Genomic DNA, 23,043 nt, shown 5'->3' with positions numbered 1-23,043 from the left:
AAGCCTTACGACTTCCGGCTCCACCAGCCACGCTTGGGCTTTTCCACGGGCGGGTTGACCTCGGTGGCCAATTCCGCGGGCGAGGGGGCCTGCTCCGGCTCGGCTTCGGCTTCCGCGGCCGGCTCGGCGGTGACGGCCGGGGCGGCTTCTGCCACGGCTTCGGTCACCTGCTCCGCCGGTGCGGCTTCGGCCTCCACGGCCTTCTTGCGGCTGCGGGTCGCGCGCTTCTTGGGGGCGGGCGCCTCCTCGACAACCGGCTCGGCGATGGGGGCGGGTGCCTCCACGACGACCGGGGCCGGCTCCGCAGCGGCAGCTTCGACCGGTGCGGCTTCGGCTTCCACGACCTTCTTGCGGCTGCGGGTCGCGCGCTTCTTGGGGGCGGGTGCCTCCTCGGCGGCCGGCTCGGCGATGGGGGCGGGTGCCTCCACGACGACCGGTGCCGGCTCGGCGGCGGCAGCTTCGGCCGGTGCGGCCTCGGCTTCCACGGCCTTCTTGCGGCTGCGGGTCGCGCGCTTCTTGGGAGCGGGGGCTTCCTCGGCGATCGGCTCGGCGGCCGGTGCCTCCACGACAGCCGGGGCTGCCTCAGCGGCTAAAGCGTCGACCGGGGCGGCTTCAACCGGTGCAGCTTCGGCCGGAGCCTGCGCCTGGACGGCGGCGGCTTCTTCGCCTTCGCCTTCACCGGCACCCTCGCTGTCGTCCTCGTCGCCGGCATCCTCGCCGTCGGCGCTGCCATCGCCCGTCAGTTCATCGCCACGACGGCTCCGGCGGCGCCCGCCACGCTTGCCGCGACGGCGCTTCTTGCGGGAACTCTCGTCCTCACCGGACTCGGGCGATTCCGCAGACGTGCCTTCGGCATCAGTGTCAGCGTCGGTATCGCCGTCCGTCTCAGGGGCAGCTTCCTCGCCCTCGGGCAGGGGTTCGCCTTCCTCATCGCCGGTCTCGTCGGCATCACCCGCCTCGGCGGAGCCATTTTCACCACGTTCGCCACGACGGCGGCGCCGACGGCGACGGCGTCCACGACCCTCCCGATCCCCATCGCGATCGCCACGGCCTTCACTGCGGGCCTGCGGCTTCTCAGCGGCGGCGGCTTCCTCCTCTTCGGTCTCAATGACCTCCGGTTCGGCTTCGGCCTCCTCGATCTCCATGGCGCGTTCGGTCTGGGCCATGACGCGTTCGGCACTGACCGGGGCGGCAATGGCCAGATCATCGGCCGGGGTGCGGGCCCGCAGACGGTCCAGACGGAAATCCGTACCCAGCATGTGATCGTCGGCCTGCAGGTAGACCCGCAGACCATGGCGCCGCTCGATATCGGCCAACGCCTCGCGCTTGTGGTTCAGGATATAGAGGGTGACGCGGGTCGGGCAGGTCATGGTGACCTCGGCCGACCGCTTGCGGATACCCTCTTCCTCCACGGCGCGCAGAACGGCCAGGGCCGCACTTTCCTGGCTGCGGATCATGCCCGTGCCCTGGCAATGCGGGCAGCGCTCGAAATTGATCTCCTGCAAGGAAGGACGCAGGCGCTGACGCGACAGTTCCAGCAAGCCGAAGGCGGAGATGCGGCCCAGCTGAATGCGGGCACGGTCCGCCTTCATGGCGTCCTTCAGGCGCTTCTCGACGGCCGCGTTGTTGCGCGGGTCTTCCATGTCGATGAAGTCGATCACGATCAGGCCGGCCAGATCGCGCAGGCGCAACTGGCGGGCCACTTCCTCGGCCGCTTCCAGATTGGTGCGCAGCGCCGTCTCTTCGATGTTCCGTTCCTTGGTGGAACGGCCGGAATTGACGTCGATGGCGACCAGTGCTTCGGTCTGGTTGATGACGATGTAGCCACCCGACCGCAACTGGACGATGGGGTTGAACATGGTCTCGATGGCGCCTTCCACCTGGAACCGGTGGAACAGCGGGATGCTGGGGTCGTTGTAAAGCTGGATCTTCTTGGCGTGGCTGGGCATCAGCATGCGCATGAAGTCCTTGGCCACACGGTACCCGGCCTCACCCTCGACATGCACTTCGTCGATGTCGCTGGAATAGAGGTCGCGGATGGTACGCTTGATGAGGTTCGCTTCCTCATAGATCAGCGCCGGGGCGACGGATTGCAGCGTCGTCTCGCGGATGCTGTCCCACAGGCGCATCAGATATTCAAGATCGCGGCGGATCTCCGGCTTTGACCGTTCGATGCCCGCGGTGCGCAGGATGACCGACATGCCCGAGGGAATGTCGAAATCTTCCAGCATCTCCTTCAGGCGCTTGCGATCAGCCGGGTTGGTGATCTTGCGGCTGATGCCGCCGCCGCGCGGCGTATTGGGCATCAGCACGGCATAGCGGCCGGGCAGCGACAGATAGGTAGTCAGCGCGGCACCCTTGTTGCCGCGCTCCTCCTTCGTCACCTGCACCAACAGGATCTGGCGGCGCTTGATGACTTCCTGAATTTTGTAGGATTTCAGCGGCCGGCGGCGCGGCTGATGCTCGCGGCGCTCCTCCACCTCTTCCTCGACGCTCTCTTCGCTCCCCTCAACCTGGGCGGCCTGGGGGCGATACCGGCGGGAGCGTTCGCGACCGGAACTATGGACGAAGGGCGAAGCCTCGCCCGTATCACCCGTTTCCCCGTCCGCGTCGCCAGCGATGGCTGCATCTTCGGCCAACACGCCTTCGGCATCGCCGGCGTCCACCACCTCGGCCACGGCGTCGATCACCAGCGGGCCGGCATTGTCATCGGCTTCCATCGGGCCCGGCGCGGCGTCGCCAATCTCTTCCGGCGCGGGGGCGACATCATCGCCATGCCCGTTATCGTCGCCATTGGCGTACACGTCCTCGCCCCGTTCGGCGCGGGCCTCCCGCTCTTCCGCCAGCTCCTGCTGCTCACGCAGCAGCGCTTCGCGATCGGCGACCGGAATGCGGTAATAGTCGGGATGGATTTCGGAGAAGGCCAGGAACCCGTGCCGGTTTCCGCCATACTCGACGAAGGCCGCCTGAAGCGACGGCTCGACCCGGATGACCCGGGCCAGATAAATATTGCCTTTCAGCTGCTTCCTGGAGGCGATCTCGAAATCAAGCTCTTCCAGGCGGTTACCATTGACCACGACAACCCGGGTCTCTTCCGGGTGCGTGGCGTCCACAAGCATACGCTTGGCCATATGTCATCCCCGTGGCACAGGGCACCGCCCCTCCGCGCGACGGGACGGAAGACGGACCTTGCCACCATTGCGGTGCGGGACGTACGGCACGGGCGGGGAGGTTCCATCGAACAGCGCCTGCCCCGGTGAAGGGGAAGCAGCCAGGACGGATCGACGCCGATGCCGGGCCCGTTCCGGATGAACCGGGCGGGCCAGCCCCAAGGTTTCCACTGCAACCGCATCCCGTTGGGGTGTCCCATGTGACAGGGAAACCTGTGACATGGGTGTCCCTTGTGGCGTCACGCCAAGGGGTGCTACAGCACGGCGATCACAGCCGGCAGGGTTCCCCAAGGGCGACGCCGAAGCCCGTTTCAGGGCCCTGGCGGGGCGCGGTTTGTCGCGACCGCCACCATAAACACTCCGCCCCCCATTCCACAATGGAAGAATTGGGTTGGCGACTGCCGTGCCGTCGATTCCCGGTCCCGGGCACAGGATGTAGCGGAGATCGCCAGGGTGCGTTTGAAGCGATTTCTGATCATATCCGTTGAAGCCACTGATTCGCTGGGGCTATAATGGTTAGATCAAATTTGATCCTTCTGAACGGATGGTGGGGCGGGGTACGTGTCGTACCGGGGGGAACCGATCGGCATCGCCGGAAAGCTGGCGTCTGTGGCCCGCGGGCTGCTGACGGTGGCGGGGTTTTGCCTGTCCCTGACCATGCCCGCCATAGCGCAGGCGCCCGTGCAGACGGCCGCCATCATCGGCGATCCGGCCGGGGGGATGGCCGCAACGACGCATATCCTGGCGGCGAGGCTGGGCGACCATGGCAATAAGACGCGGTTCGTCCTGGAACTGACCCGTGCCGCGCCATTCACGATCAACGCCGCCCCGCCGGGCCAGCCACAGGGGCTGGTGGTGGAGATGGAGGCGGCGCTGGATGTCGCGTTGCCGCCGGGCAAGGGGCTGGTGCGCGATGTGCAGCTTCTGCCCGGTTCGCGCCCCGGCCTGCTGCGGCTGGTGCTGCCGACGACGGGGCCAGTGCAGGCCCAATTGGCGGAGATCATTCCCCCGCGTGACGGCATGCCGCCACGCTTCCTCCTGGATATCGTTCCAGGCGCGGGCGGAACGGGTGGGACGGTGGAGGCGGGGCGTGCTGGTGCCGTGGTGCCGGCCAGTGTCAGCACCATGACCCCGCCTGTGCCCCGGACCAAGCCGACGCCACCTCTGCCGATGATCGTCATCGATCCGGGCCATGGAGGGCAGGATCCCGGCGCCATCGCCGTGGGCGGCGGGTATGAGAAGGCGATCACGCTGGCCATGGCGCGGGAAGTGGCGCGACAGTTGAAGGCCAGCGGCCGTTACCGCGTGGCCCTGACCCGCGATCGCGACATCTTCATTCCGCTGCGTGAACGGGTTGCCATTGCCCGTGCCAAGGGGGCCGACCTTTTCATCTCCCTGCATGCCGACAGCATCACTTCCCAGCAGGTGCGGGGCTTGTCGATCTACACCCTGTCGGAAAAGGCGTCGGACCGGGAAGCCGAGATGCTGGCCCAGCGTGAAAACCAGTCGGACGCCATCGGCGGTCTGGACCTGACGGGGCAGACGGCGGATGTTGCCAGCATCCTGATCGGCATGTCCCAGCGCGACACGATGAACCGGTCCCGCCGGTTCGCGGCAACCCTGCTGAAGAGCCTGGACCCCAACATCGCCTTGCTGCCGGGGCCCTTGCGTTCGGCGGGTTTCGCCGTGTTGACGGCGGCCGATGTGCCGGCGGTGCTGGTGGAGATGGGCTACCTGTCGCATAGCCAGGACGCGCGGCTGCTGACCAGTGACATGCATCGCAAGCGCATGGCCGGGTCACTGCTGCGTGCCGTGGATGGCTACTTTTCCGGCAACGCGGTGTCGTCGCGGCCATGACCGCGACATAATCAGCTCCATCCTGTTATGGTGAAGTGACGGTGCCATCCCCCTGGATCGGCGCCGCCTTGTTTTATGCGGCTCTGCCGGGCCGTGCGGATGGGTTGGAACAGATGAATCGCGTTGTGAAGGGCTTGTTGATCGCGGGTGTCTCGCTGGGCGTGCTGGGGGCCGCCGCGGCCGGCGGGGCCTGGGTTTATTTCAGCAAGGAACTGCCCGACCATACGACATTGGCCAATTACAACCCGTCGGTCGCGACGCGCGTGCATGCCGGCGATGGCCGCCTGGTGGCGGAATTCGCCAGCGAACGCCGGGTCTTCGTGCCCATCGCGTCGATTCCCAAGCGGGTCAGCAGCGCCTTCATCTCCGCCGAGGACCAGAATTTCTACACCCATCATGGGGTGGACTGGTTCGCTGTGCTGCGTGCCCAGGCGCAGAATGTGAAGAATCTGGGCCAGGGCCGCCGTCCCATCGGCGCCAGCACCATCACCCAGCAGGTGACGCGCATCTTCCTGTTGTCGAACGAGGTCTCCTACGTCCGCAAGATCAAGGAAGCCATCCTGTCCGGCCGCATCGAGGAAGCGATGGGCAAGGACAAGATCCTGGAAATCTATCTGAACGAGATTTTCCTGGGAAATCGGGCCTATGGCGTCGGTGCTGCCGCGCTGAACTATTTCAACAAGTCGCTGGGCGAACTGACGGTGGCGGAAGCCGCCTTCCTGGCCAGCCTGCCCAAGGCGCCGGACCGCTATTTCCGGGAACGTCACCGTGACGCCGCCATCGCCCGCCGGAACTATGTCATCGGTCGCATGGAGGAGGATGGCTATATCAGCAAGGAGGAAGCGGAGACCGCGCGCAACGAGCCGCTGACCTTCGCCGACCGTTCCAACGACAGCAATGTCCGCGCGGATTACTATGTCGAGGAGGTGCGTCGCGAACTGGCCAAGCTGTACGGTGAGCAGATGCTTTATGCCGGCGGCCTGTCGGTGCGCACCTCGCTGGACCCCGATCTGCAGGCAGCGGCATCGACGGCGCTGCGCAACGGGCTGATGGCCTATGACCGCCGCGACGGCTGGCGTGGCCCGATCACCCGCTTCGACAGCCTGGACGGCTGGCAGGAACAGCTGGAAGACGTGCGGGCGCCTGTCGGCGGCGAGGAATGGGATCTGGCGGTCGTTCTGTCCACGTCCGCCGACAATGTGGAGGTCGGGCTGGCCGATGGCAGCCATGGCCGCATTCCGCTGGCTGAGCTGAAATGGGCGCGCAAGGTCAAGGACGGCAAATTTGTCGGCCCCAGCATCCAGAAGGCATCGGACGCCCTGTCGGTGGGCGAGGTCGTGTTCGTCGAGCCCCTGGACAACAAGGCCGAGACCGTAGCCCTTCGCCAGATTCCGGAGGTGCAGGGATCGCTGGTCGCCATGGACCCGCATACGGGCCGTGTCCTGGCCATGTCGGGTGGGTTCAGCGCGCGGATGAGCGTATTCAACCGCGCCACCCAGGCCTTCCGTCAGCCGGGCTCGGCCTTCAAGCCCTTCGTCTATCTGGCCGCGCTCGACCAGGGTTTCACGCCCAGTACGCTGGTGCTGGACGCGCCGTTTGCCCTGGATCAGGGTGGTGGGCTGGGCAAGTGGAAGCCTTCCAACTACACCGAAAAATATTACGGTCCCACCCCGCTGCGCGTCGGTATCGAAAAGTCGCGCAACGTCATGACTGTGCGTCTGGCCCAGTATATCGGCATGGAGCCGGTGGTGGAGATCGCCAAACGCTTTGGCATCAACGACCATCTGCAGCCAACCCTGTCCATGGCCCTGGGGGCCGGGGAAACCAGCGTGCTGCGCCTGACCACAGCCTATTCCATGCTGGTCAATGGCGGCCGGCGGATCGAGCCCAGCTTCATCGACCGCGTGCAGGACAAGAACGGCAAGACTGTCTTCCGCCATGACACGCGCGACTGCGCAGGCTGTCAGACCGTGCTGGAGCCGGCGGTGCCGACGGCGGAAGGCACCATCCCGGTGCCGTCCACGGTCCCGGCCGTGGTGGCCGATCCGGCCAGCATGCCCCTGATCCCTGACACGCGCGAACAGATCGCCGATCCGCGCACGGTCTATCAGATCGTGTCCATGCTGGAAGGTGTGGTCCAACGCGGCACGGGGGTCAGACTGCGGGAGGTGGGTAAGCCGCTGGCCGGCAAGACCGGTACGACCAACGACGCCATGGATGTCTGGTTCGTCGGCTTCTCTCCCGATCTCGCCGTGGGCGTGTTCGTCGGTTATGACACCCCGCGTTCACTGGGGGATCATGAAACCGGGACCAGTGTGGCTGTGCCCATCGTGAAGGAATTCATGTCGTCCGCGCTGAAGGATGCGCCGGCCACCCCGTTCCGCGTGCCGCCGGGCCTGCAACTGGTCCGCGTCGATCCGGAAACGGGCCGCCCCGCCGCGCCGGGACAGCGCAACGCCATCTGGGAAGGCTTCATCCCCGGTACCGAGCCGAAAGGCAGCGAGGGTGTCCTGGATGGTGGTGACGCCGGGGCGGGCTTCGTCCAGGGTGCGCCGGGCCAGCCCGCTGTCCCGACTCCGCAGCAGCCGGCAGTCGGAACGGGTACAGGCGGCGTCTATTGAGGTCGTTCCTTCTGCGCAGTACGGACAAGAAAAAGAAGTGCTGCGCGGGGATTTGATCGCTTTCGTTGAAATCCTGTTGTTGACGGGGGCGATTTCTGGTCTGGGCGTTTCTTTCTCGTTTTCACGGGTGATTGCCGGTTGGAGGCTGGAGGGCACCTTTAGTATAGTGCCGATATATCTTTGGACTTATATGCTCTGTCCCGATGGCCACCGATCCCACCAAGCTGTCATTTGCCCGCGTGCAGGCCGTGCGAACGGCGGGTGGGGCCGATTTATTGAGGCGGACCCTCGCCGATTTATCGGATGCTGACATTCGGCATCTGGCCCGATCACTGGAGTTCCAGGCTATCCTGGACGGAGCCCAGTCCGAGCTGCTATCGCGCCTTCGGCCCCGGCTGCGGCAGTTGCGCCCGATGCGCGTGGCCTCGGTGGAGCGCATGTGCTGGCAGCCCTTGCAGCGGTTCCTCACTGACCAGCCGGAGGCGGTGGCGGGCGCTCCCTGGATCGTGCCGCGCCGATTGCTGCGGCCGCTATGGCAGCTGATCGAAAAGGCCAATGCCGATCTGGTGGATCAGTTGCGTCGCCGGCATCTGACGGCTGTATTCGATCGCGACATGCTGGAGCTGGAGCAGGTGTCCGACCAGGTGGTCGATCTGGCGGCCTTCATCTTGAACAACGCGCCGAACATCCCCGCTCGCCTGCGTCTGTCCGCGGCGGAGACGGCGACGGTCCGTTTCATGGCGCGCGTCTTGAAGTGGCATCGGCTGGTCGTGCCCAGCGTCCAGCATTTCCAGCGCCTCATGACGCGGCAGACCGACGAGGTACAGGCGCTTCGTCTTCATTCCAACTGGTTCACGGTGATTGAACAGCTGGATACGCAATTCGATCTCTACGCCCTGTACCTGTTCGAGATCATGCCGCATATGGTCTCGGTCATCGATGCGTTTCCCTTCTATTTCGATACGTTGACGGAAACGCAGGGACTGGCCGTACAGTGGCTGTGTCACCGTGTGGACCATGAGGCCGCGGAGGTGGCGACATTGCTGGGCCGGCCGCCGCGGACAGTTCCCACCGACACCCTGTTGTCATTGGCCGATCGTGTATCAGCGCTCAACCAGTTGATCGAGCGGCTGCGGCATGTGCCCCTGTTCGGCTCCGACGGGGCTGCTGCCGGGCATCTGGATGATCTGTTGCAGATGCGTCTCGGCTTTGGGGCTATCGAGCAACTTGGCCAGGGGCTCTATGAATGGCTGCACGATGCCACGATGGGAACGACGGAAGAGCGGATGGGGGCCGCTACGGTGCTGGCGCCCTTGTCCGCCGCCTTCACGACATTGCTGTCCCTGGTTGACACCGGGGAGGCGGACAGCCGCGTGGCCAAGCTCCGCCACCGGTTTGCGGAACGGGTGGTGGAGGAGGTGGAGCGCTTTCTGCGCAGCCACTCCATGGCCCCGAACGCCCGTCTGGCCACTGCCAATGCGATTTCGCCACTGCTGGCCCTATGCCATGAATTCGGCCAGGCCGACGCGGTCAAGAACCTGGAGCGACGGCTGAGGCGATAGCGGACGCCGCTGCCTCATACGCGATAGGCCAGACGCACGGCGCCCCAATGTTTGCCGGCCACGATGATGGGGGCCGAACAATCCTTCATCAGGGCGTAATTGCCATTGCCCATGTCGCGTCGATAGGCCTGCAACAGGAAGGGCTTGGCATTCTTGCCGGCAGCCAGCCCCACGCGATCATCGAAAATGCGGCGGTTGCGGCAGTTGGCAGCATTCCAGGTCGCGTCGCCGCTGCGCTGCGGCAGGCTGAACTTGCGGTTATGCGTGGGCAGATAGCCGTTGCGGTCCACCGACGCGCAGAACACCACCTTGTCCGACAGGGTCAGCGCAGGTTCCTGGATGTCTGGCAGAATCTGATCGGTCAGCGCTGTGAAACGCGTTGTGTATTGCACGGGGTCACTGCCGGGCACGGGCTTATAGTGATCGTCAAACAAGTCCGTGATGGAAATGGCCCCATCGGCCAAGGCGCGTTCGAAGGCGGCGGCGATGCGGGTCGCGACAGAGCGTGCCGTACGGATATAGGGCGTGTCGACGGTTTCAACATCCAATTCGGCGCTGTGCCCGATCAGCCGCTCGCTCAGCGACAGCAGGTTGTTCAGCCGTTCACCCGCAACCCTCAGATTGCCCGAACTGTCCTTCACGTCGACGGCCAGTCCGCCGATACGTTCTTCCACCCCGGCGATGTTCGTGGAAATGGCCTGTGCGGCGTTGTCGATGCGGCCCTGCTGATCATCCACCTCCACCATGGCGGTGGCCAATGTCTGCATTACTTCGCCGATCCGGGTCGTGTCGTTGCGCACGGCGGTGGCCTTGGCGGCCCCTGCGGCCCCCCGCGCGGACAGGGCCTTCACCTGCTCCGCCAGGTCACGCATGGTGGCATCGATCTCCTGCGTTGCGGCGGCCGTCTGGTTAGCCAGCGCCTTCACCTCCGTCGCCACCACGGCGAAGCCGCGCCCGGCATCACCGGCCCGCGCTGCCTCGATCGTGGCGTTCAGCGCCAACAGGTTGGTCTGCTTCGCGATGGTGTTGATCTCCGCCGCGACGCGGCCGACGCGGGTCAAGGCATCCGTCAGGCCGGCCAGTTGCCTCTCAATGCCATTCACATCCTCTGCCAGCGCACGGATATCGGCCAGGGCATGGTCGATCTGGCCGCGGCTGTCGGCCACCTCCCGCCGGGCCTTCGATGCGACTGCGCGCGCCGCGGACGCCGCCTCCGCCACACGCGTGTTGCCGACGGCCATGTCGTGTGCCTGACGACGCAATTCTTCGAATATGCTCGCCTGCCGGGCGATACGGGCCGATACATCACCGACATGACCGGTGATGTCGGCGATGGACACACCCAAAGTACCGACTTCCTGTGCAAGTTCGGCAATCGCGTTGCGGGTACGCTGTGCATCCAGGGCATTCTCCCGCCAAGTCGAGGCGTGGTCCATGTTCCCTCCCAACTCTTTATGTCCGGACATAGACCTTTGTCGGTCTCTGCGGATGCCATTATTTGGATTATGATCGTCCCATCGTTTCTGTACGGAAGATACCTATCCTTTAGTCGGTTATTGCCGGCTAACTTGAACCGGTGTTCAGTTGTGCCGGCACATCAGTTGAGCCGGCACAATGGCGCGCTCCGTTCAGCCATGTGCGCGGGCGGCATCTGTCCCCAGGGGCTCGCGATGGACAGGGGCGCCCGGGATTGCCATAAAGTCGGGCGACATGAACCCAAGACCCTGGACGGGGTCGCACAAAAACGGATGGTCATTCAAATGGCTGATACGCAGTTCGACCTGGTCGTCATCGGTGCCGGTCCCGGCGGTTACGTCGCCGCCATTCGCGCTTCCCAGCTGGGCATGCGCGTCGCTGTGGTGGAGAAGCGCAAGACGCTGGGCGGCACCTGCCTGAATGTCGGCTGCATCCCGTCCAAGGCTCTGCTGGTTGCCTCTGAAAAGTATAGCGAGGCCAAGCACCACCTGGGCGCCTTCGGCGTGAAGGTCAGCGGCGTAGAGCTGGATCTGGCCGGTGTGATGAAGCACAAGGACGAGGTGGTGAAGTCCAACGTCACGGGCGTGGATTTCCTGTTCAAGAAGAACAAGATCACCCGTTTCACCGGCCTGGGTTCCATCAAGGCCGCCGGCATCGTCACCGTCACCAAGGATGACGGCGCGACGGAGGATGTGGCGACCAAGAACATCCTGATCGCCACAGGATCCGACGTCGCCCCCCTGCCGGGCGTCACCATCGACGAAAAGCGCATCGTTTCCTCCGACGGCGCCATCGCGCTGGACAAGGTGCCGGGTCGTCTGGTCGTCATCGGCGGCGGCGTCATCGGCCTGGAACTGGGTTCTGTCTGGCAGCGCCTGGGGGCGCAGGTGACCGTGGTCGAATTCTTCGACCGCATCCTGCCGACCATGGATGGCGAAGTCTCCAAGCAGATGCAGCGCATCCTGGGCAAGCAGGGCATGTCCTTCAAGACCTCCACCAAGGTCACGTCGGCCGTGAGCGAGGGTGAGACGGTCAAGCTGACGATCGAAGCCGCCGCCGGCGGCAATGCCGAAACGGTCGAGGCCGATATCGTGCTGGTCGCCATCGGCCGTCGTCCCTTTACCTCCGGCCTGGGCCTGGAAGCCGTCGGCGTGGCGCTGGACGAACGCCGTCGCGTCAAGATTGACGGTCATTTCCAGACCAACGTCCCCGGCATCTATGCCATCGGTGACGTCGTGGCCGGCGCCATGCTGGCCCACAAGGCCGAGGAAGAGGGCGTGGCCTTCGCCGAGATTCTGGCCGGCCAGCATGGTCATGTGAACTATGACGCCATCCCCGGCGTCGTCTATACGTGGCCGGAAGTGGCGTCGGTCGGCAAGACCGAGGAGCAGCTGAAGGCCGAGGGTGCCGTCTACAAGGTCGGCAAGTTCCCCTTCACCGCCAATGGCCGCGCCCGTTCCATGAACGCCACGGATGGCTTCGTGAAGATCCTGGCCGATGCCAAGACCGATCGCATCCTGGGCGCCCATATCATCGGCGCGTCTGCCGGCGAGATGATCGAGGAGCTGGGCCTGGCGATCGAGTTCAGCGCATCCGCGGAGGATGTGGCTCGCACCAGCCACGCTCACCCGACCCTGACCGAGGCCATCAAGGAAGCAGCCCTGGCCGTGGATGGTCGCGCCCTGCACATGTAAGGGCGTTGGATCGCGGATTGACAGGGGGCCGGGACGGCGATGTCCCGGCCCTTTTTCTTTGTCGTGGCGACATGTTCGCTGTTGAGCGGTCCCGGCGGTCACCGCACCCTGCGCACCAGCACAGAGGAGGGATGGTATGGACCGGATCGGCATCATTGGCGGCATGAGCTGGGAATCGACCCAGCTTTATTATCGTCTGATCAATGAGAGGGTGCGGGCCATCCGGGGCGGCCTGTCATCCGCACCGCTGCTGATCCATTCCCTGGATTTCGCACCGGTGGCCGCCTTGCAGGCCGCGGGCGACTGGTCGGGGCTGACGGAGATGATGGTCGGGGCGGGGCTGGACCTCAAGGCGGCGGGGGCCAAGGGGCTCGCCATCGCCACCAACACCATGCACAAGATGGCCGACGTCGTGGCGGACCGGACCGGCCTGCCGTTGATCCATATCGCCGAGGTCACGGCGGCGTCGGTGCGGGCGGCGGGTCTGTCGCGTGTGGCCCTGCTGGGCACCCGCTTCACCATGGAGCAGGATTTCTATCGCGACCGCCTGGTGGCCGGCGGCCTGGACGTGTTGATCCCCGATGAAGCGGCGCGCAGCGAAATCCACCGGATCATCTACGATGAATTGTGCCGGGGTGAGGTACAGCAGCCATCGCGCGCTGCCTATGTCCGTATCATCAAGGTATTGCAGGAACGGGGCGCGCAGGGGGTGATTCTGGGTTGTACCGAAATCACCATGCTGGTGCGGTCGGCGGATACCGACCTTCCGCTGTTCGACACCACCGCGATCCATGCCGCTGCCATTGCCGACCGGGCGATGCGGGTCGGCTGATCCGTCGTTTTCCGTTTCCCTTCGGCCCCTTCCCGACTAGATTGCGGCGGACCCATGGAAAAGGGGGCACCCGTGCAACTGTCGGGCGGGCTGAAATTGACGGTGGCGACGTTCCTGTGCGTGATCGCTGCTGTGATATTGTCTTATGGACTGACCCTGCTCCTGGTCCTGTTCTCCTTCTTCCTGGATGAAGGGGTGCGCCACCTGGGTTCGGATTGGGCCGACATGGGTGTCTATACCGTGCCGGCCGCGGCGGGCACCGCGCCCTTCTGTGCGTGGGTCTATTACGGCATCCGCAAGCGGAGCCGGTCGCTGGCCCCCTATGCCGGGCTGGGGATGGCATTTCTGTGGGCGGTCGTGCTGAACCTGATGATCGGCGACATGCATAATTTCGACGACCAGTTCAACTGGGCCGTCAATTCCGTGGTGGGCATGGTTTTCCTGACGGACGTCCTCGTCCTGGCCGGTTTCGCCGCGTTCACCAGACGGACGCGCGGGCATGGGCACGGCCGGCATCGTCGACATCGGACGTCAGCCAGCAACCGCCCGCTGGTGTAACGCCTGCAAACTATCCGCGGGCGCGGGGATGCGCGCTCTCATAAACCGACAGAAGCTTTTCCGTGTCCACGTCGGTATAGCGCTGGGTCGTCGACAGGCTGGCATGGCCCAGCAGATCCTGAATGGCCCGCAGGTCCGCCCCGCTGCCCAGCAGATGGGTGGCGAAGCTGTGACGCAGCGCGTGCGGCGTGGCGCTGTCCGGCAGGCCCATCTGACCCCGCAGGGCCTGCATCTGCTTGCGGGCCACCGACGCGTTCAGCCGGTCGCCGCGTGCGCCCAGGAACAGGGGCGCGTCATCCGGAAGGCGCCAGGGGCAGGCGTCCAGATAGGCCGTGACGGCGTCGTGAATGGCGGGCAGGACCGGTACCTGCCGCTGCTTGGCTCCCTTGCCCAGCACGCGCACGGTCGCCGATCCGGCCGGCAGGTCGTTCCGGTTCAAGGCCAGCGCTTCTGAAATACGCAGGCCGCAACCGTAGAGAAGAGTGAACAATGCCCGGTCGCGCAGACCGATCCAGGGGGCGTCGGGCAGGCCGGCAGCCTCGTCCAGCAGGGCGGCCGCATCCGGTGCGGTCAAGGGGCGGGGCAGGGGACGCTTCACCTTGGGGCTGCTCAGTACGCCCATGGCCGGATTATGCAGAATGCCTCCCCGGTCCAGCCAACGGAACAGGTTGCGCACCCCCGCCACGCCGCGTGCCCGCGTGGCGGCACCGGCGCCATCACCCGCCCGCGCAGACAGCCAGGCCCGGAAATCCGACAGCTTCAGTGCCGACAGGTCGTTCAGCCCCGGCGCCCGGCCGCGATAATCCGTGATGAAGGTGAGGAATCCGGCCAGATCGGCATTATAGGCCCGCAACGTGGCCTTGGACGCGCCCTTTTCGGTCGCCAGCCAGCGTTGCCATTTGCCGATGGCGTCCTGAAGGTCGGCCTGCGCCGCAAAGCCCAGGCTGACGGTTACCATGCCGGGTCCAGATATGACGCGATGACCCGCTCCACCACGCCCGACAGAAACAGCAGCAGGTCCGTAGCCTGGCCGGGATGGAACATCTCCGGGTCGGCAGACCCGAAGGCCAGCAAGGCGGGCGTATCCTCCTGTCCCTCAACGCCGATGCGCAGGCGGACCAGCGCCTGGCTGCGCACCAGGCCAGCCTGATGGCCCCAGACCTCAACCGAACCCAGGATGTCGGATTGCAGGGCGACGTCGGCCCTGCCCATGACACGGTTGATGGTCCCGTGATGGGCCATGCCCAGGCCTGCCGGGCCGATGCTGGCGACGGGACCGGCAGGCTGCTCCACCACCAGGGCGGCGGCATCCAGATCCAGCAGCACGGCCAGATCGCCGGTAATGGCCTGCACCATCGCCTCCAGCCCGCGGCAGGACAGCAGGTGCAGCACGGCCGCATGGACGCGGCGAAGGTTCATCATGTTGGCGCGGGTCGTATCCACCAGCAATTGCTGCTGATCCGACAGGCGCCCAACCTCGCCCCGCAGCTTCTCCAGGATGCGCTCGCGGATATCGACGATCCCCTGGCCCCGATCCGGCCCCGTCGGGGCCAGCAGGTGACGCAGCAGGTCGGGGCGCCGCGCCAGAAAGTCCGGGTGTTCCAGCAAAAAGGCCGCCACATCATCGGCCGTCAGTTCATCCATCGGGTTGGTGGTGATCTGTCCGGGTCCGGTGCTCATGGGCGGCCTTTCTTTATTGTTATTGCTGCAAGCCCTGATGTGCGGGATCAGCCGCGCTTGGGCAGGGGCTGATCCAGGATGGACTGGCCGGTCTTGGCCCAGTCGGCGACGAACTGCGCCAGGCCCTTGTCGGTCAGGACGTGGCCGGCCAGCTGGCGGATGACGTTCGGCGGCATGGTGGCGACATGGGCGCCCATGCGGGCCGATTCCACGACATGGATCGGATTGCGGACCGACGCGACCAGCACTTCGGTCGTGAAGGCCGGATAGTTGGAATAGATCTCGACGATTTCCTGGATCAGGTTCAGGCCGTTCTGCCCGATATCGTCCAGCCGGCCGACAAAGGGCGAGATGAAGGCGGCGCCGGCCTTGGCGGCCAGGATTGCCTGCGCGGCGCTGAAGCACAGGGTCACATTGACCATGGTGCCTTCATTGGCCAGCGTGCGGCAGACCTTCAGGCCGGCCGGCGTCAGCGGCACCTTGACCGCGACATTCGGGGCGATCTGGGCCAGATAACGGCCTTCCTTCAGCATCGTGTCGAAGTCGGTGGCGGCCACCTCGGCGCTGACCGGGCCTTCGACCACGTCGCAGATTTCGGCGATCAGCTCGACGAAGTTGCGGCCGGCCTTGGCGACCAGCGACGGATTGGTGGTGACGCCATCCAGCAGGCCGGTGTCGGCCAGATCGCGGATTTCGGCAAGGTCGGCGGTGTCGACGAAGAACTTCATGGGAAAAGGTCCTGAAGGGCGATGAACGGGGTGACCGGGCGGGCGCCCGATCGTGGGCCGGAAACTACCAATATCCCGCTCGCGTCGCCAGCGCGGCCAGGGCCGCGCGCGCGCATGGGTGGGCGGCGATGCGGATTCTGACAAAGCTGCGGGTTTCCTTCAAGGGGCTGTCGCCGCCAAAGGTCAATTCAGAAGGTTGTTTTTCAAAGATGAATCCAGTCCCGTCCCCCGCATGGCCGTTGACCGCCCTCTGGCGGGCGGGCGTTCCAGCCATTATCCTGCCCGCACGGAGCAGCAGGGGGACGGATCATGGTCGGAAGCAAGCGGTTGCGAGCATTGGATGCGGAGGATCTCAAGATCATTTCCGCGTTGCTGCAGGACGCGATCATTCCCGTCGGCGAGATCGCCTGGCTGCCGGAAGATCGGCTTTTTGCGCTGATGGCCAGCCGCTTCCTATGGGAGGGCGCGCGCGACGATGGCGGTCCGACCCCCGACGAGGGGGGCGAGGCACCGGAACGGATACAGTGCGCGGTCAGCTTCCACGGCGTGGAGTCAGTGCGTCGTCGCAGTCTTGACCTGACCCGCCGCGAACAGTTCCTGTCGCTTCTGTCGATCGAATCCGTGGACGGTGCCATCCTGCTGCACCTGTCCGGCGGGGCCGATATCCGGCTGGAAGGGTCGGCATTGGAATGCCGGCTGGAGGATCGCGGTATGCCATGGCCTGCAATACGGCGGCCCAGTCACGATTCCGGAAAATAGAGGCGTTGTGGCAGCAGCAGGGCATAACTGGAATAATAGTGCGCCCAGTATTTGATGATCTCGGCAAATCAACTCAATTTTATTGAGTTCCTGCATCTCTGGCCGAAAGGTTACATATCCCATCGGCCTGCCCACACCAGTGAGGGGACTGGTTAATCTCTCTCAAGCAGAAGCTTGTGGGCGTTGCGCCCGGGGCTTTGGTCTCCACGGGGGAGGTAACGATGGGTGGAATATTCACGACGCTTTGGGCCAGGGCGAAAGAACGGGCAATTCCCGTGAAGCTCTATGCCATCGCGGGGAGTCTGATGCTCCTTGCGGGGTTCGTCGGCGCAAATGGTCTGACCACACTTCATGACGCGATGGAGACGGAGCGGATCAACTCCATCCGCCAGATGGTCGAAGCAACACACTCTTTGGCGCAAATGCTTGAGAAGAAAGTCGCGGCTGGGGAAATGACCCGTGACGCGGCGATATTGCAGTTCCGGCAACTCGCCCGAACCATTCGATACAATGACGGCAAGGATTACGTCTTCGTCTACAAGATGGATGGCACCTATCTGGCCAGTCCAAAGCCCGAGGAAGAGGGAACGAACCGCATTGGCCTGACCGACCCCACCGGCAAGCTCCTTATCAAGGCGATGGCCGATGTTGCCGCCGCGCAGGGCAGCGGGCAGGTCCCCTATATCTATCCCCGGCCGGGGACCACGGTGCCCGTGCCCAAGGTTTCTTACGTTATCGGCTTCAAGCCCTGGGACATCTTTATCGGCACGGGCGTCTATACCGACGATATCGATCAGGCTTTCCAGGACAAGGCGATGATACTGGGCGGTGTGCTGCTGGCCATCCTGGCCGTCGCCTTCCTGGTCGTCCACCTGACGGCGCGTGGCATCACCCGCCCCTTGAGCCATCTGGAACAGCAAATGACCCAGCTTGCCGACGGCGACCTGGAGGTTGCGGTGCATGGGGCAGATCGGTCTGATGAGGTCGGCCGCATGGCGCGGGCCGTGGAGGTGTTCAAGACCAACGGGCTTGAACGTCGTCGCCTGGAACGTGAGCAGGAACTGGCCAAGGAAGAAGCGGAAGCCAAGCGCAAGGCTGCGTTGATGGAGATGGCCGACCGGTTCGAAGCCAGCGTCGGGTCCATCGTCGCGGCTGTCTCCCAGGCGGCGGAGGAAACCGAAAAGGCGGCAACCTCCATGTCCGCCATCGCGGAGGAAACCAGCCGCCAGTCCGCCGCCGTGTCCAGCGCGTCGGCCGAAACATCGGTCAATGTCAATGTTGTGGCCGGTGCTGCCGAGGAACTCTCCTCCTCCCTGGATGAGATCAGCCGCCAGGTCGATGCCTCGGCCCAGATCGCCAGTGCCGCCGCCACCGATGTCACCCGCGCCACCGGCATCATGGATGCCTTGCAGGGGGCCGCGCAGCGCATTGGCGACGTTGTGGCCCTGATCAACGCCATCGCCGGCCAGACCAACCTGCTGGCCCTGAACGCCACGATCGAGGCGGCGCGGGCCGGGGAAGCCGGCAAGGGCTTCGCCGTCGTGGCGTCGGAGGTCAAGGCCCTGGCTACCCAGACGGCGCGCGCCACCGGCGAGATCGAGGACAAGGTGGACGAGATCCGCCAGGCCACGGGTGATGCGGTGACGGCCATCCAGGCCATTGCCGCTACGGTGATGCGCATCAACGGTGTGTCCAGCGCCATGGCTGCTGCCGTGGAGGAGCAGTCCGCCGCCACGCGGGAAATCGCCGGCAACGCCCAGAGTGCAGCCCGCGGCACGCAGGAAGTGTCCAGCAACATCGCCGGCGTCAACCATGCGGCGGGTGAGACGGGGCAGGCCGCGACCAACATGCGCAATGCTGCGGGCGAACTGGCCCGCGATGCCGGCCAGCTGCGCCGCGAAGTCGGGACCTTCCTGTCGACCGTGCGCGCGGCCTGATAGCCGGTGCTGCCGCCGGGCGGTGGGGCGGAGCGTCAGAGACGCTTCGCCCCCCTTACCGGCAGCAGCACCGCGTAAAGGCCTCCTGTCGCACAGATGAACAGGCGGTTGCCCCGCGCGCCGCCGAATTCAATATTTGCGACGCCTTCCGGGACCAGCACGCGGGCGATCAGGGTTCCGTCCGGCGCGAAACAATGGACGCCGTCATCCTCGGCCGCCCAGATGTTCCCCAGTTCGTCGCAGCGGATGCCATCAAACCCGGCATTGTCGGAAGCGGCGAAGACCTCGCCACCCGACAGCCCTCCGTCCTCTGCCACGGCGAAGCGCCGGATATGACAGGGCCCGTCGGGCGAATGGGTGCGGCCGGTATCGACGATGTAAATCAGCTTTTCGTCCGGAGAGAAGCAAAGCCCGTTCGGTTTGACGAAATCGCCCGCCGCAATGGTGACGGCGCCCGTCGTCGGGTCCACGCGGTAGACATGGCTGGCGCCGATTTCACTGTCGGCGCGGTGACCTTCATAATCGCTGTCGATGCCATAGGTCGGGTCGGTGAACCAGACCGAATTGTCCGATTTCACGACCACATCGTTGGGGCTGTTCAGGCGGCGGCCCTGGTACCGGTCGGCAAGCACCGTGATGCTGCCATCATGTTCTGTCCGCGACACACGGCGGCTCCCATGTTCGCAGGTGACCAACCGGCCCTGACGGTCAAGCGTATTGCCGTTGGCATAGGCTGACGGCAGCCGGAATTCACCGACATGCCCCGTCGCCTCGTCGAAGCGCAGCATGCGGTTATTGGGGATGTCTGACCAGACCAGCGTACGATGGACGGGAAACCAGACCGGTCCTTCCGCCCAGCGGCAATCACCGTGGAGCTTTTCCACCCGCGCGCTGCGGCGGATGATGGCGCGGGCGCGGACGGGGTCGTGGATGATGAAATCGGCGTCGGACATGGTCGCTTTCCTGTTTGGCGGAACGTCTTGGCGCTGATGCTACATCGCCGCCTTCGCTGCGGACCGGCGTTTTTGGTGGCGATGGCGCCGTTGCGCGGCCTTGTGCGGGAATGCGGCGCCGCTATGCTGCGATCCATGACTGAACTCGACCCCTTCGATATCGCCATTCTGGCCTGCGTGCAGGACGATGCCCGCATCAAGTCCGAGACCGTGGCGGAGCGGGTCGGCCTGTCGCCGACCGCCGTGCAGCGCCGCCTGCGCCGCCTTCGTGCCGACGGGGTGATCCGGGCGGAACCCAGCCTTCTGGCCCCTGCGAAGGTCGGCTATCCGCTGACGGCGATTGTCAGCATCACCCTGGCAAGGGGCGGCAGCGCCGCCATCGATGATTTTTCGCGCCAGATGCGGATGGCCCCGGAGGTGCAGCAGGTCTGGTACACGGCAGGGGAGGCGGATTTTGTCGCCATCGTGGTGGCGCGCGACATGGCCGATTACGACGGCTTCACCCGTCGCGTGCTGATGGACAATGCGCTGGTCCAGAAATTCTCCACCATCTTCGCGCTTTCATCGGTGAAATCCGGCCTGTCCGTTCCCCTGGCTTGACGGTTCGCGCAACCCCGCCCTTACCTCCCGGCGGTGGACGCCCGGCATCCGGCATGCCATGTAAACAGCCCGGTTTACCCCTGCTGGAGCGCACAAGGCATGTCGTCGCCCGCCGCCGCCGCCAATGATCTGCTGGTCCTGGCCCTTCCCAAGGGCCGGATTCTGGATGAGGTGAGGCCGCTGCTGCATCATGTCGGCATCGAGCCGGAGGCCGATTTCGACAATCCGAAATCCCGCGCCCTGAAGTTCGATACCAACCTGAGCCATGTGAAGATCATCCGTGTGCGCAGCTTCGATGTTGCCACCTTCGTTGCCTTCGGGGCAGCCCATCTGGGCGTGTGTGGCAGCGATGTGCTGATGGAATTCGACTATCCGGAGATCTACACGCCGCTGGACCTGGGTATCGGCAAATGCCGCATTGCTGTGGCCGAACCGGTGGACCTGTCGGAAAAGGATGACCCGTCCCGCTGGTCGCATGTCCGCGTGGCCACCAAATATCCCGACATTACCCGCCGGCATTTCGCCGCGCGCGGCGTACAGGCCGAATGCATCAAGCTGAACGGCGCCATGGAACTGGCGCCCAATCTGGGCCTGTGCTCGCGCATCGTCGATCTGGTCTCTACCGGCGTGACCTTGAAGGCCAATGGTCTGGTGGAGATCGAGCATATTGCCAACATCTCCTCCCGTCTGGTGGTGAACCGCGCCGCCTTCAAGACTCGTCACGCCGAGATCCAGGGCTGGATCGACCGTTTCCAGGAGGCCATCGGCAATGCCGGTTAAGTTCTCGACCCGCGACAGCGATTTCGAAGCCCGTTTCCAGGACCTGCTGGGCGCCAAGCGCGAAACCCAGGAAGACCTGAACAACGCCGTCACCGCCATCCTGAATGATGTGAAGGCGCGCGGCGATGCGGCCGTGCTGGACTATACCAAGCGCTGGGACCGGCTGGACCTGACGGCGGACCGTCTGGCCTTCACGGTGGCGGAGATCGATGCTGCTGTGGCGCAGTGCGATGGCGCCACGCTGGACGCGCTGAAGCTGGCGGCGGGCCGGATCGAGGCGTTCCATCGCACCCAGACCGTGGAAAGCAGTTTCTACACCGATCCCGCCGGCGTGCGGCTGGGTGCCCGCTGGACCCCGGTGGGGGCTGTCGGCATCTATGTGCCGGGCGGGCTGGCTTCCTACCCATCCTCGGTGCTGATGAACGCCATCCCGGCCAAGGTGGCGGGCGTGCCGCGCATCGCCATGGTGGTTCCCGCGCCCGACGGGGTGATCAATCCCCTGGTCCTGGCCGCGGCCAAGCTGGCTGGTGTCACGGAGATCTACCGTATCGGCGGGGCGCAGGCTGTCGGCGCGCTGGCCTTCGGCACGGCCACGATCCGGCCGGTGGACAAGATCACCGGTCCCGGCAATGCCTTCGTGGCGGCCGCCAAGCGTCAGGTCTTCGGTACGGTCGGCATCGACATGATCGCCGGTCCGTCGGAAATCCTGGTCGTGGCCGACGGGCAGAACGACCCCGCCTGGATCGCCGCCGATCTGCTGTCGCAGGCTGAGCATGACAACTCGGCCCAGAGCATCCTGATCACCGATGATGCCGGCTTTGCCGATGCCGTCGCGGCGGCCGTGGATGCCCATCTGGCCACCCTGCCGCGTGCGGACATTGCTGGGCAGAGCTGGCGTGAGCATGGCGCCATCATCCTGGTGGATGACCTTGAACAGGCCGTGCCGCTGGTCGACCGTATCGCGCCCGAGCATCTGGAACTGGCCGTGTCCGATCCGGACGCCCTGGCCGCCAAGGTGCGCAATGCCGGGGCTATCTTCCTGGGCCGGCACACGCCGGAAGCCATCGGCGATTATGTCGCCGGGCCCAACCATGTGCTGCCCACGGCGCGTTCCGCCCGCTTCTCCAGCGGCCTGAATGTGCTGGATTTCATGAAGCGCACCACGCTTGTCGGCTGTACGCCCGAAAGCCTGGGCCGTATCGGCCCGGCGGCCGTGGCGCTGGCCAATTCTGAAGGGCTGGGCGCCCACGCCCTGTCGGTTGCGATCCGGCTTGCCAACCCCGCCTCCTGACAGGCAGGGTAGTTGTCAAAGCAGGCGGCCGTCAGTAACGGCGCCACCAAACGGGGAGGGATGATGGACGCGCCGAACCACCGTATCGTCCATGTCGAGCTGGTGGAGAAGAATGTCATCCGCCGCAACATGGAGGTGGAGCATGAGCGCGCCGTCGCCCTGTTCGACCTGCTGGAGGAAAACCGTTTCGCCCTGGTGGAGACGCCGGAGGCGGGGCCCTTCCGCCTGTTCCTGTCGACGGAGGATAACCGGCTGGTCTTCGATGTGCGTCGCGCCGATGATGAGGCGCTGACCCGCATCACCCTGCCGCTGACGCCGTTCCGCACCATCGTGCGCGACTATTTCATGATCTGCGACAGCTACTACAAGGCCATCAAGACGGCATCCCCCTCGCAGATCGAAGCCATCGACATGGGCCGGCGCGGCCTGCACAACGAAGGATCGGAACTGCTGCGCGAGCGGCTGGCCGGCAAGGCCGAAATGGACCTGAACACGGCCCGCCGCCTGTTCACCCTGATCTGCGTATTGCATATCCGTAGCTGACG

The 23,043-nt window shown here is 65.2% G+C and carries 18 protein-coding genes; 12 read left to right on the top strand and 6 right to left on the bottom strand.

The window, feature by feature from the left end:
* Positions 1–5 precede the first annotated feature (5 nt).
* Positions 6–3,131, bottom strand: a complete 3,126-nt coding sequence (locus ACODTW_RS03985) for an Rne/Rng family ribonuclease (RefSeq protein WP_488944615.1) — start codon at positions 3,129–3,131, stop codon at positions 6–8.
* 600 nt (positions 3,132–3,731) lie between these two features.
* On the opposite strand from ACODTW_RS03985, the gene ACODTW_RS03980 reads away from it, so the two are divergent.
* From ACODTW_RS03980 to ACODTW_RS03970, 3 genes are all read left to right on the top strand, one after another.
* Positions 3,732–5,027, top strand: a complete 1,296-nt coding sequence (locus ACODTW_RS03980) for an N-acetylmuramoyl-L-alanine amidase family protein (protein ID WP_488944614.1) — start codon at positions 3,732–3,734, stop codon at positions 5,025–5,027.
* Positions 5,028–5,140: 113 nt separating this feature from the next.
* Complete coding sequence (locus ACODTW_RS03975) at positions 5,141–7,648, top strand: penicillin-binding protein 1A (protein WP_488944613.1); 2,508 nt, start codon at positions 5,141–5,143, stop codon at positions 7,646–7,648.
* Positions 7,649–7,851: 203 nt separating this feature from the next.
* Positions 7,852–9,210, top strand: coding sequence for a hypothetical protein (locus ACODTW_RS03970; protein WP_488944612.1), 1,359 nt, complete (start codon positions 7,852–7,854; stop codon positions 9,208–9,210).
* A 14-nt stretch (positions 9,211–9,224) separates the two neighbouring features.
* On the opposite strand, the gene ACODTW_RS03965 is transcribed toward ACODTW_RS03970, so the two are convergent.
* Complete coding sequence (locus ACODTW_RS03965; protein WP_488944611.1) at positions 9,225–10,646, bottom strand: methyl-accepting chemotaxis protein; 1,422 nt, start codon at positions 10,644–10,646, stop codon at positions 9,225–9,227.
* A 324-nt stretch (positions 10,647–10,970) separates the two neighbouring features.
* On the opposite strand from ACODTW_RS03965, the gene lpdA reads away from it, so the two are divergent.
* The 3 genes from lpdA to ACODTW_RS03950 all read left to right on the top strand — a co-directional run bounded on the left by lpdA (position 10,971) and on the right by ACODTW_RS03950 (position 13,770).
* On the top strand, positions 10,971–12,380 hold the full coding sequence (gene lpdA, locus ACODTW_RS03960; RefSeq protein WP_488944610.1) for a dihydrolipoyl dehydrogenase: 1,410 nt from the start codon (positions 10,971–10,973) through the stop codon (positions 12,378–12,380).
* A gap of 136 nt (positions 12,381–12,516) precedes the next feature.
* Complete coding sequence (locus ACODTW_RS03955) at positions 12,517–13,212, top strand: aspartate/glutamate racemase family protein (protein WP_488944609.1); 696 nt, start codon at positions 12,517–12,519, stop codon at positions 13,210–13,212.
* 54 nt (positions 13,213–13,266) lie between these two features.
* The gene (locus tag ACODTW_RS03950) at positions 13,267–13,770 is read left to right on the top strand and encodes a hypothetical protein (RefSeq protein ID WP_488944608.1); all 504 of its coding nucleotides are present in this window, start codon (positions 13,267–13,269) and stop codon (positions 13,768–13,770) included.
* Between the two features lie 10 nt (positions 13,771–13,780).
* Here the strand turns inward: ACODTW_RS03950 and ACODTW_RS03945 are convergent, their stop codons facing one another.
* The 3 genes from ACODTW_RS03945 to fsa are packed head-to-tail and all read right to left on the bottom strand — an operon-like array spanning position 13,781 to position 16,178.
* The gene (locus ACODTW_RS03945; RefSeq protein ID WP_488944607.1) at positions 13,781–14,728 is read right to left on the bottom strand and encodes a tyrosine recombinase XerC; all 948 of its coding nucleotides are present in this window, start codon (positions 14,726–14,728) and stop codon (positions 13,781–13,783) included.
* Positions 14,722–15,450 carry a DUF484 family protein gene (locus ACODTW_RS03940; RefSeq protein ID WP_488944606.1) on the bottom strand — a complete coding sequence of 243 codons (729 nt, stop codon included), beginning with the start codon at positions 15,448–15,450 and terminating at the stop codon, positions 14,722–14,724. Before ACODTW_RS03940 ends, ACODTW_RS03945 begins: the two co-directional genes overlap by 7 nt.
* Before the next feature lie 47 nt (positions 15,451–15,497).
* Positions 15,498–16,178, bottom strand: coding sequence for a fructose-6-phosphate aldolase (gene fsa / locus ACODTW_RS03935; protein WP_488944605.1), 681 nt, complete (start codon positions 16,176–16,178; stop codon positions 15,498–15,500).
* A gap of 309 nt (positions 16,179–16,487) precedes the next feature.
* On the opposite strand from fsa, the gene ACODTW_RS03930 reads away from it, so the two are divergent.
* Both ACODTW_RS03930 and ACODTW_RS03925 read left to right on the top strand, forming a co-directional pair.
* On the top strand, positions 16,488–16,937 hold the full coding sequence (locus tag ACODTW_RS03930; RefSeq protein ID WP_488944604.1) for a DUF2948 family protein: 450 nt from the start codon (positions 16,488–16,490) through the stop codon (positions 16,935–16,937).
* Between the two features lie 221 nt (positions 16,938–17,158).
* A complete protein-coding gene (locus ACODTW_RS03925) occupies positions 17,159–18,874 on the top strand; it encodes a methyl-accepting chemotaxis protein (protein ID WP_488944603.1) in 1,716 nt (571 codons plus the stop codon).
* A gap of 35 nt (positions 18,875–18,909) precedes the next feature.
* Here ACODTW_RS03925 and ACODTW_RS03920 read toward each other — a convergent pair whose 3' ends face one another.
* A complete protein-coding gene (locus ACODTW_RS03920) occupies positions 18,910–19,827 on the bottom strand; it encodes an SMP-30/gluconolactonase/LRE family protein (protein WP_488944602.1) in 918 nt (305 codons plus the stop codon).
* A 135-nt stretch (positions 19,828–19,962) separates the two neighbouring features.
* Between ACODTW_RS03920 and ACODTW_RS03915 the strand changes: the two genes are divergently transcribed.
* The 4 genes from ACODTW_RS03915 to ACODTW_RS03900 all read left to right on the top strand — a co-directional run bounded on the left by ACODTW_RS03915 (position 19,963) and on the right by ACODTW_RS03900 (position 23,041).
* A complete protein-coding gene (locus ACODTW_RS03915) occupies positions 19,963–20,427 on the top strand; it encodes an Lrp/AsnC family transcriptional regulator (protein ID WP_488944601.1) in 465 nt (154 codons plus the stop codon).
* 99 nt (positions 20,428–20,526) lie between these two features.
* Positions 20,527–21,207 (top strand): ATP phosphoribosyltransferase, encoded by a 681-nt coding sequence (hisG, locus tag ACODTW_RS03910; RefSeq protein WP_488944600.1) that lies wholly within the window; start codon positions 20,527–20,529, stop codon positions 21,205–21,207.
* On the top strand, positions 21,197–22,498 hold the full coding sequence (gene hisD, locus ACODTW_RS03905; RefSeq protein ID WP_488944599.1) for a histidinol dehydrogenase: 1,302 nt from the start codon (positions 21,197–21,199) through the stop codon (positions 22,496–22,498). The genes hisG and hisD overlap by 11 nt, the downstream gene beginning before the upstream one ends.
* A 63-nt stretch (positions 22,499–22,561) precedes the next feature.
* Positions 22,562–23,041: a UPF0262 family protein gene (locus tag ACODTW_RS03900; protein ID WP_488944887.1), complete on the top strand. Its 480-nt coding sequence runs from the start codon at positions 22,562–22,564 to the stop codon at positions 23,039–23,041.
* The last annotated feature ends 2 nt before the right edge of the window (positions 23,042–23,043 follow it).

Source organism: Niveispirillum sp. FG148 (assembly GCF_057809655.1).
This window is presented reverse-complemented; position numbering and strand designations above follow the sequence as displayed.

Excerpts from the sequence above, each read along its gene's own strand:
- hisG (WP_488944600.1), top strand. The coding sequence starts at position 20,527 with ATGTCGTCGCCCGCCGCCGCCGCCAATGATCTGCTGGTCCTGGCCCTT.
- ACODTW_RS03955 (WP_488944609.1), top strand. The coding sequence starts at position 12,517 with ATGGACCGGATCGGCATCATTGGCGGCATGAGCTGGGAATCGACCCAG.
- ACODTW_RS03920 (WP_488944602.1), bottom strand. The coding sequence starts at position 19,827 with ATGTCCGACGCCGATTTCATCATCCACGACCCCGTCCGCGCCCGCGCC.
- ACODTW_RS03900 (WP_488944887.1), top strand. The coding sequence starts at position 22,562 with ATGGACGCGCCGAACCACCGTATCGTCCATGTCGAGCTGGTGGAGAAG.
- ACODTW_RS03940 (WP_488944606.1), bottom strand. The coding sequence starts at position 15,450 with ATGAGCACCGGACCCGGACAGATCACCACCAACCCGATGGATGAACTG.
- lpdA (WP_488944610.1), top strand. The coding sequence starts at position 10,971 with ATGGCTGATACGCAGTTCGACCTGGTCGTCATCGGTGCCGGTCCCGGC.
- ACODTW_RS03925 (WP_488944603.1), top strand. The coding sequence starts at position 17,159 with ATGGGTGGAATATTCACGACGCTTTGGGCCAGGGCGAAAGAACGGGCA.
- ACODTW_RS03915 (WP_488944601.1), top strand. The coding sequence starts at position 19,963 with ATGACTGAACTCGACCCCTTCGATATCGCCATTCTGGCCTGCGTGCAG.
- hisD (WP_488944599.1), top strand. The coding sequence starts at position 21,197 with ATGCCGGTTAAGTTCTCGACCCGCGACAGCGATTTCGAAGCCCGTTTC.
- ACODTW_RS03930 (WP_488944604.1), top strand. The coding sequence starts at position 16,488 with ATGGTCGGAAGCAAGCGGTTGCGAGCATTGGATGCGGAGGATCTCAAG.
- ACODTW_RS03970 (WP_488944612.1), top strand. The coding sequence starts at position 7,852 with ATGGCCACCGATCCCACCAAGCTGTCATTTGCCCGCGTGCAGGCCGTG.
- ACODTW_RS03985 (WP_488944615.1), bottom strand. The coding sequence starts at position 3,131 with ATGGCCAAGCGTATGCTTGTGGACGCCACGCACCCGGAAGAGACCCGG.
- ACODTW_RS03975 (WP_488944613.1), top strand. The coding sequence starts at position 5,141 with ATGAATCGCGTTGTGAAGGGCTTGTTGATCGCGGGTGTCTCGCTGGGC.
- ACODTW_RS03965 (WP_488944611.1), bottom strand. The coding sequence starts at position 10,646 with ATGGACCACGCCTCGACTTGGCGGGAGAATGCCCTGGATGCACAGCGT.
- ACODTW_RS03945 (WP_488944607.1), bottom strand. The coding sequence starts at position 14,728 with ATGGTAACCGTCAGCCTGGGCTTTGCGGCGCAGGCCGACCTTCAGGAC.
- ACODTW_RS03950 (WP_488944608.1), top strand. The coding sequence starts at position 13,267 with ATGGAAAAGGGGGCACCCGTGCAACTGTCGGGCGGGCTGAAATTGACG.
- fsa (WP_488944605.1), bottom strand. The coding sequence starts at position 16,178 with ATGAAGTTCTTCGTCGACACCGCCGACCTTGCCGAAATCCGCGATCTG.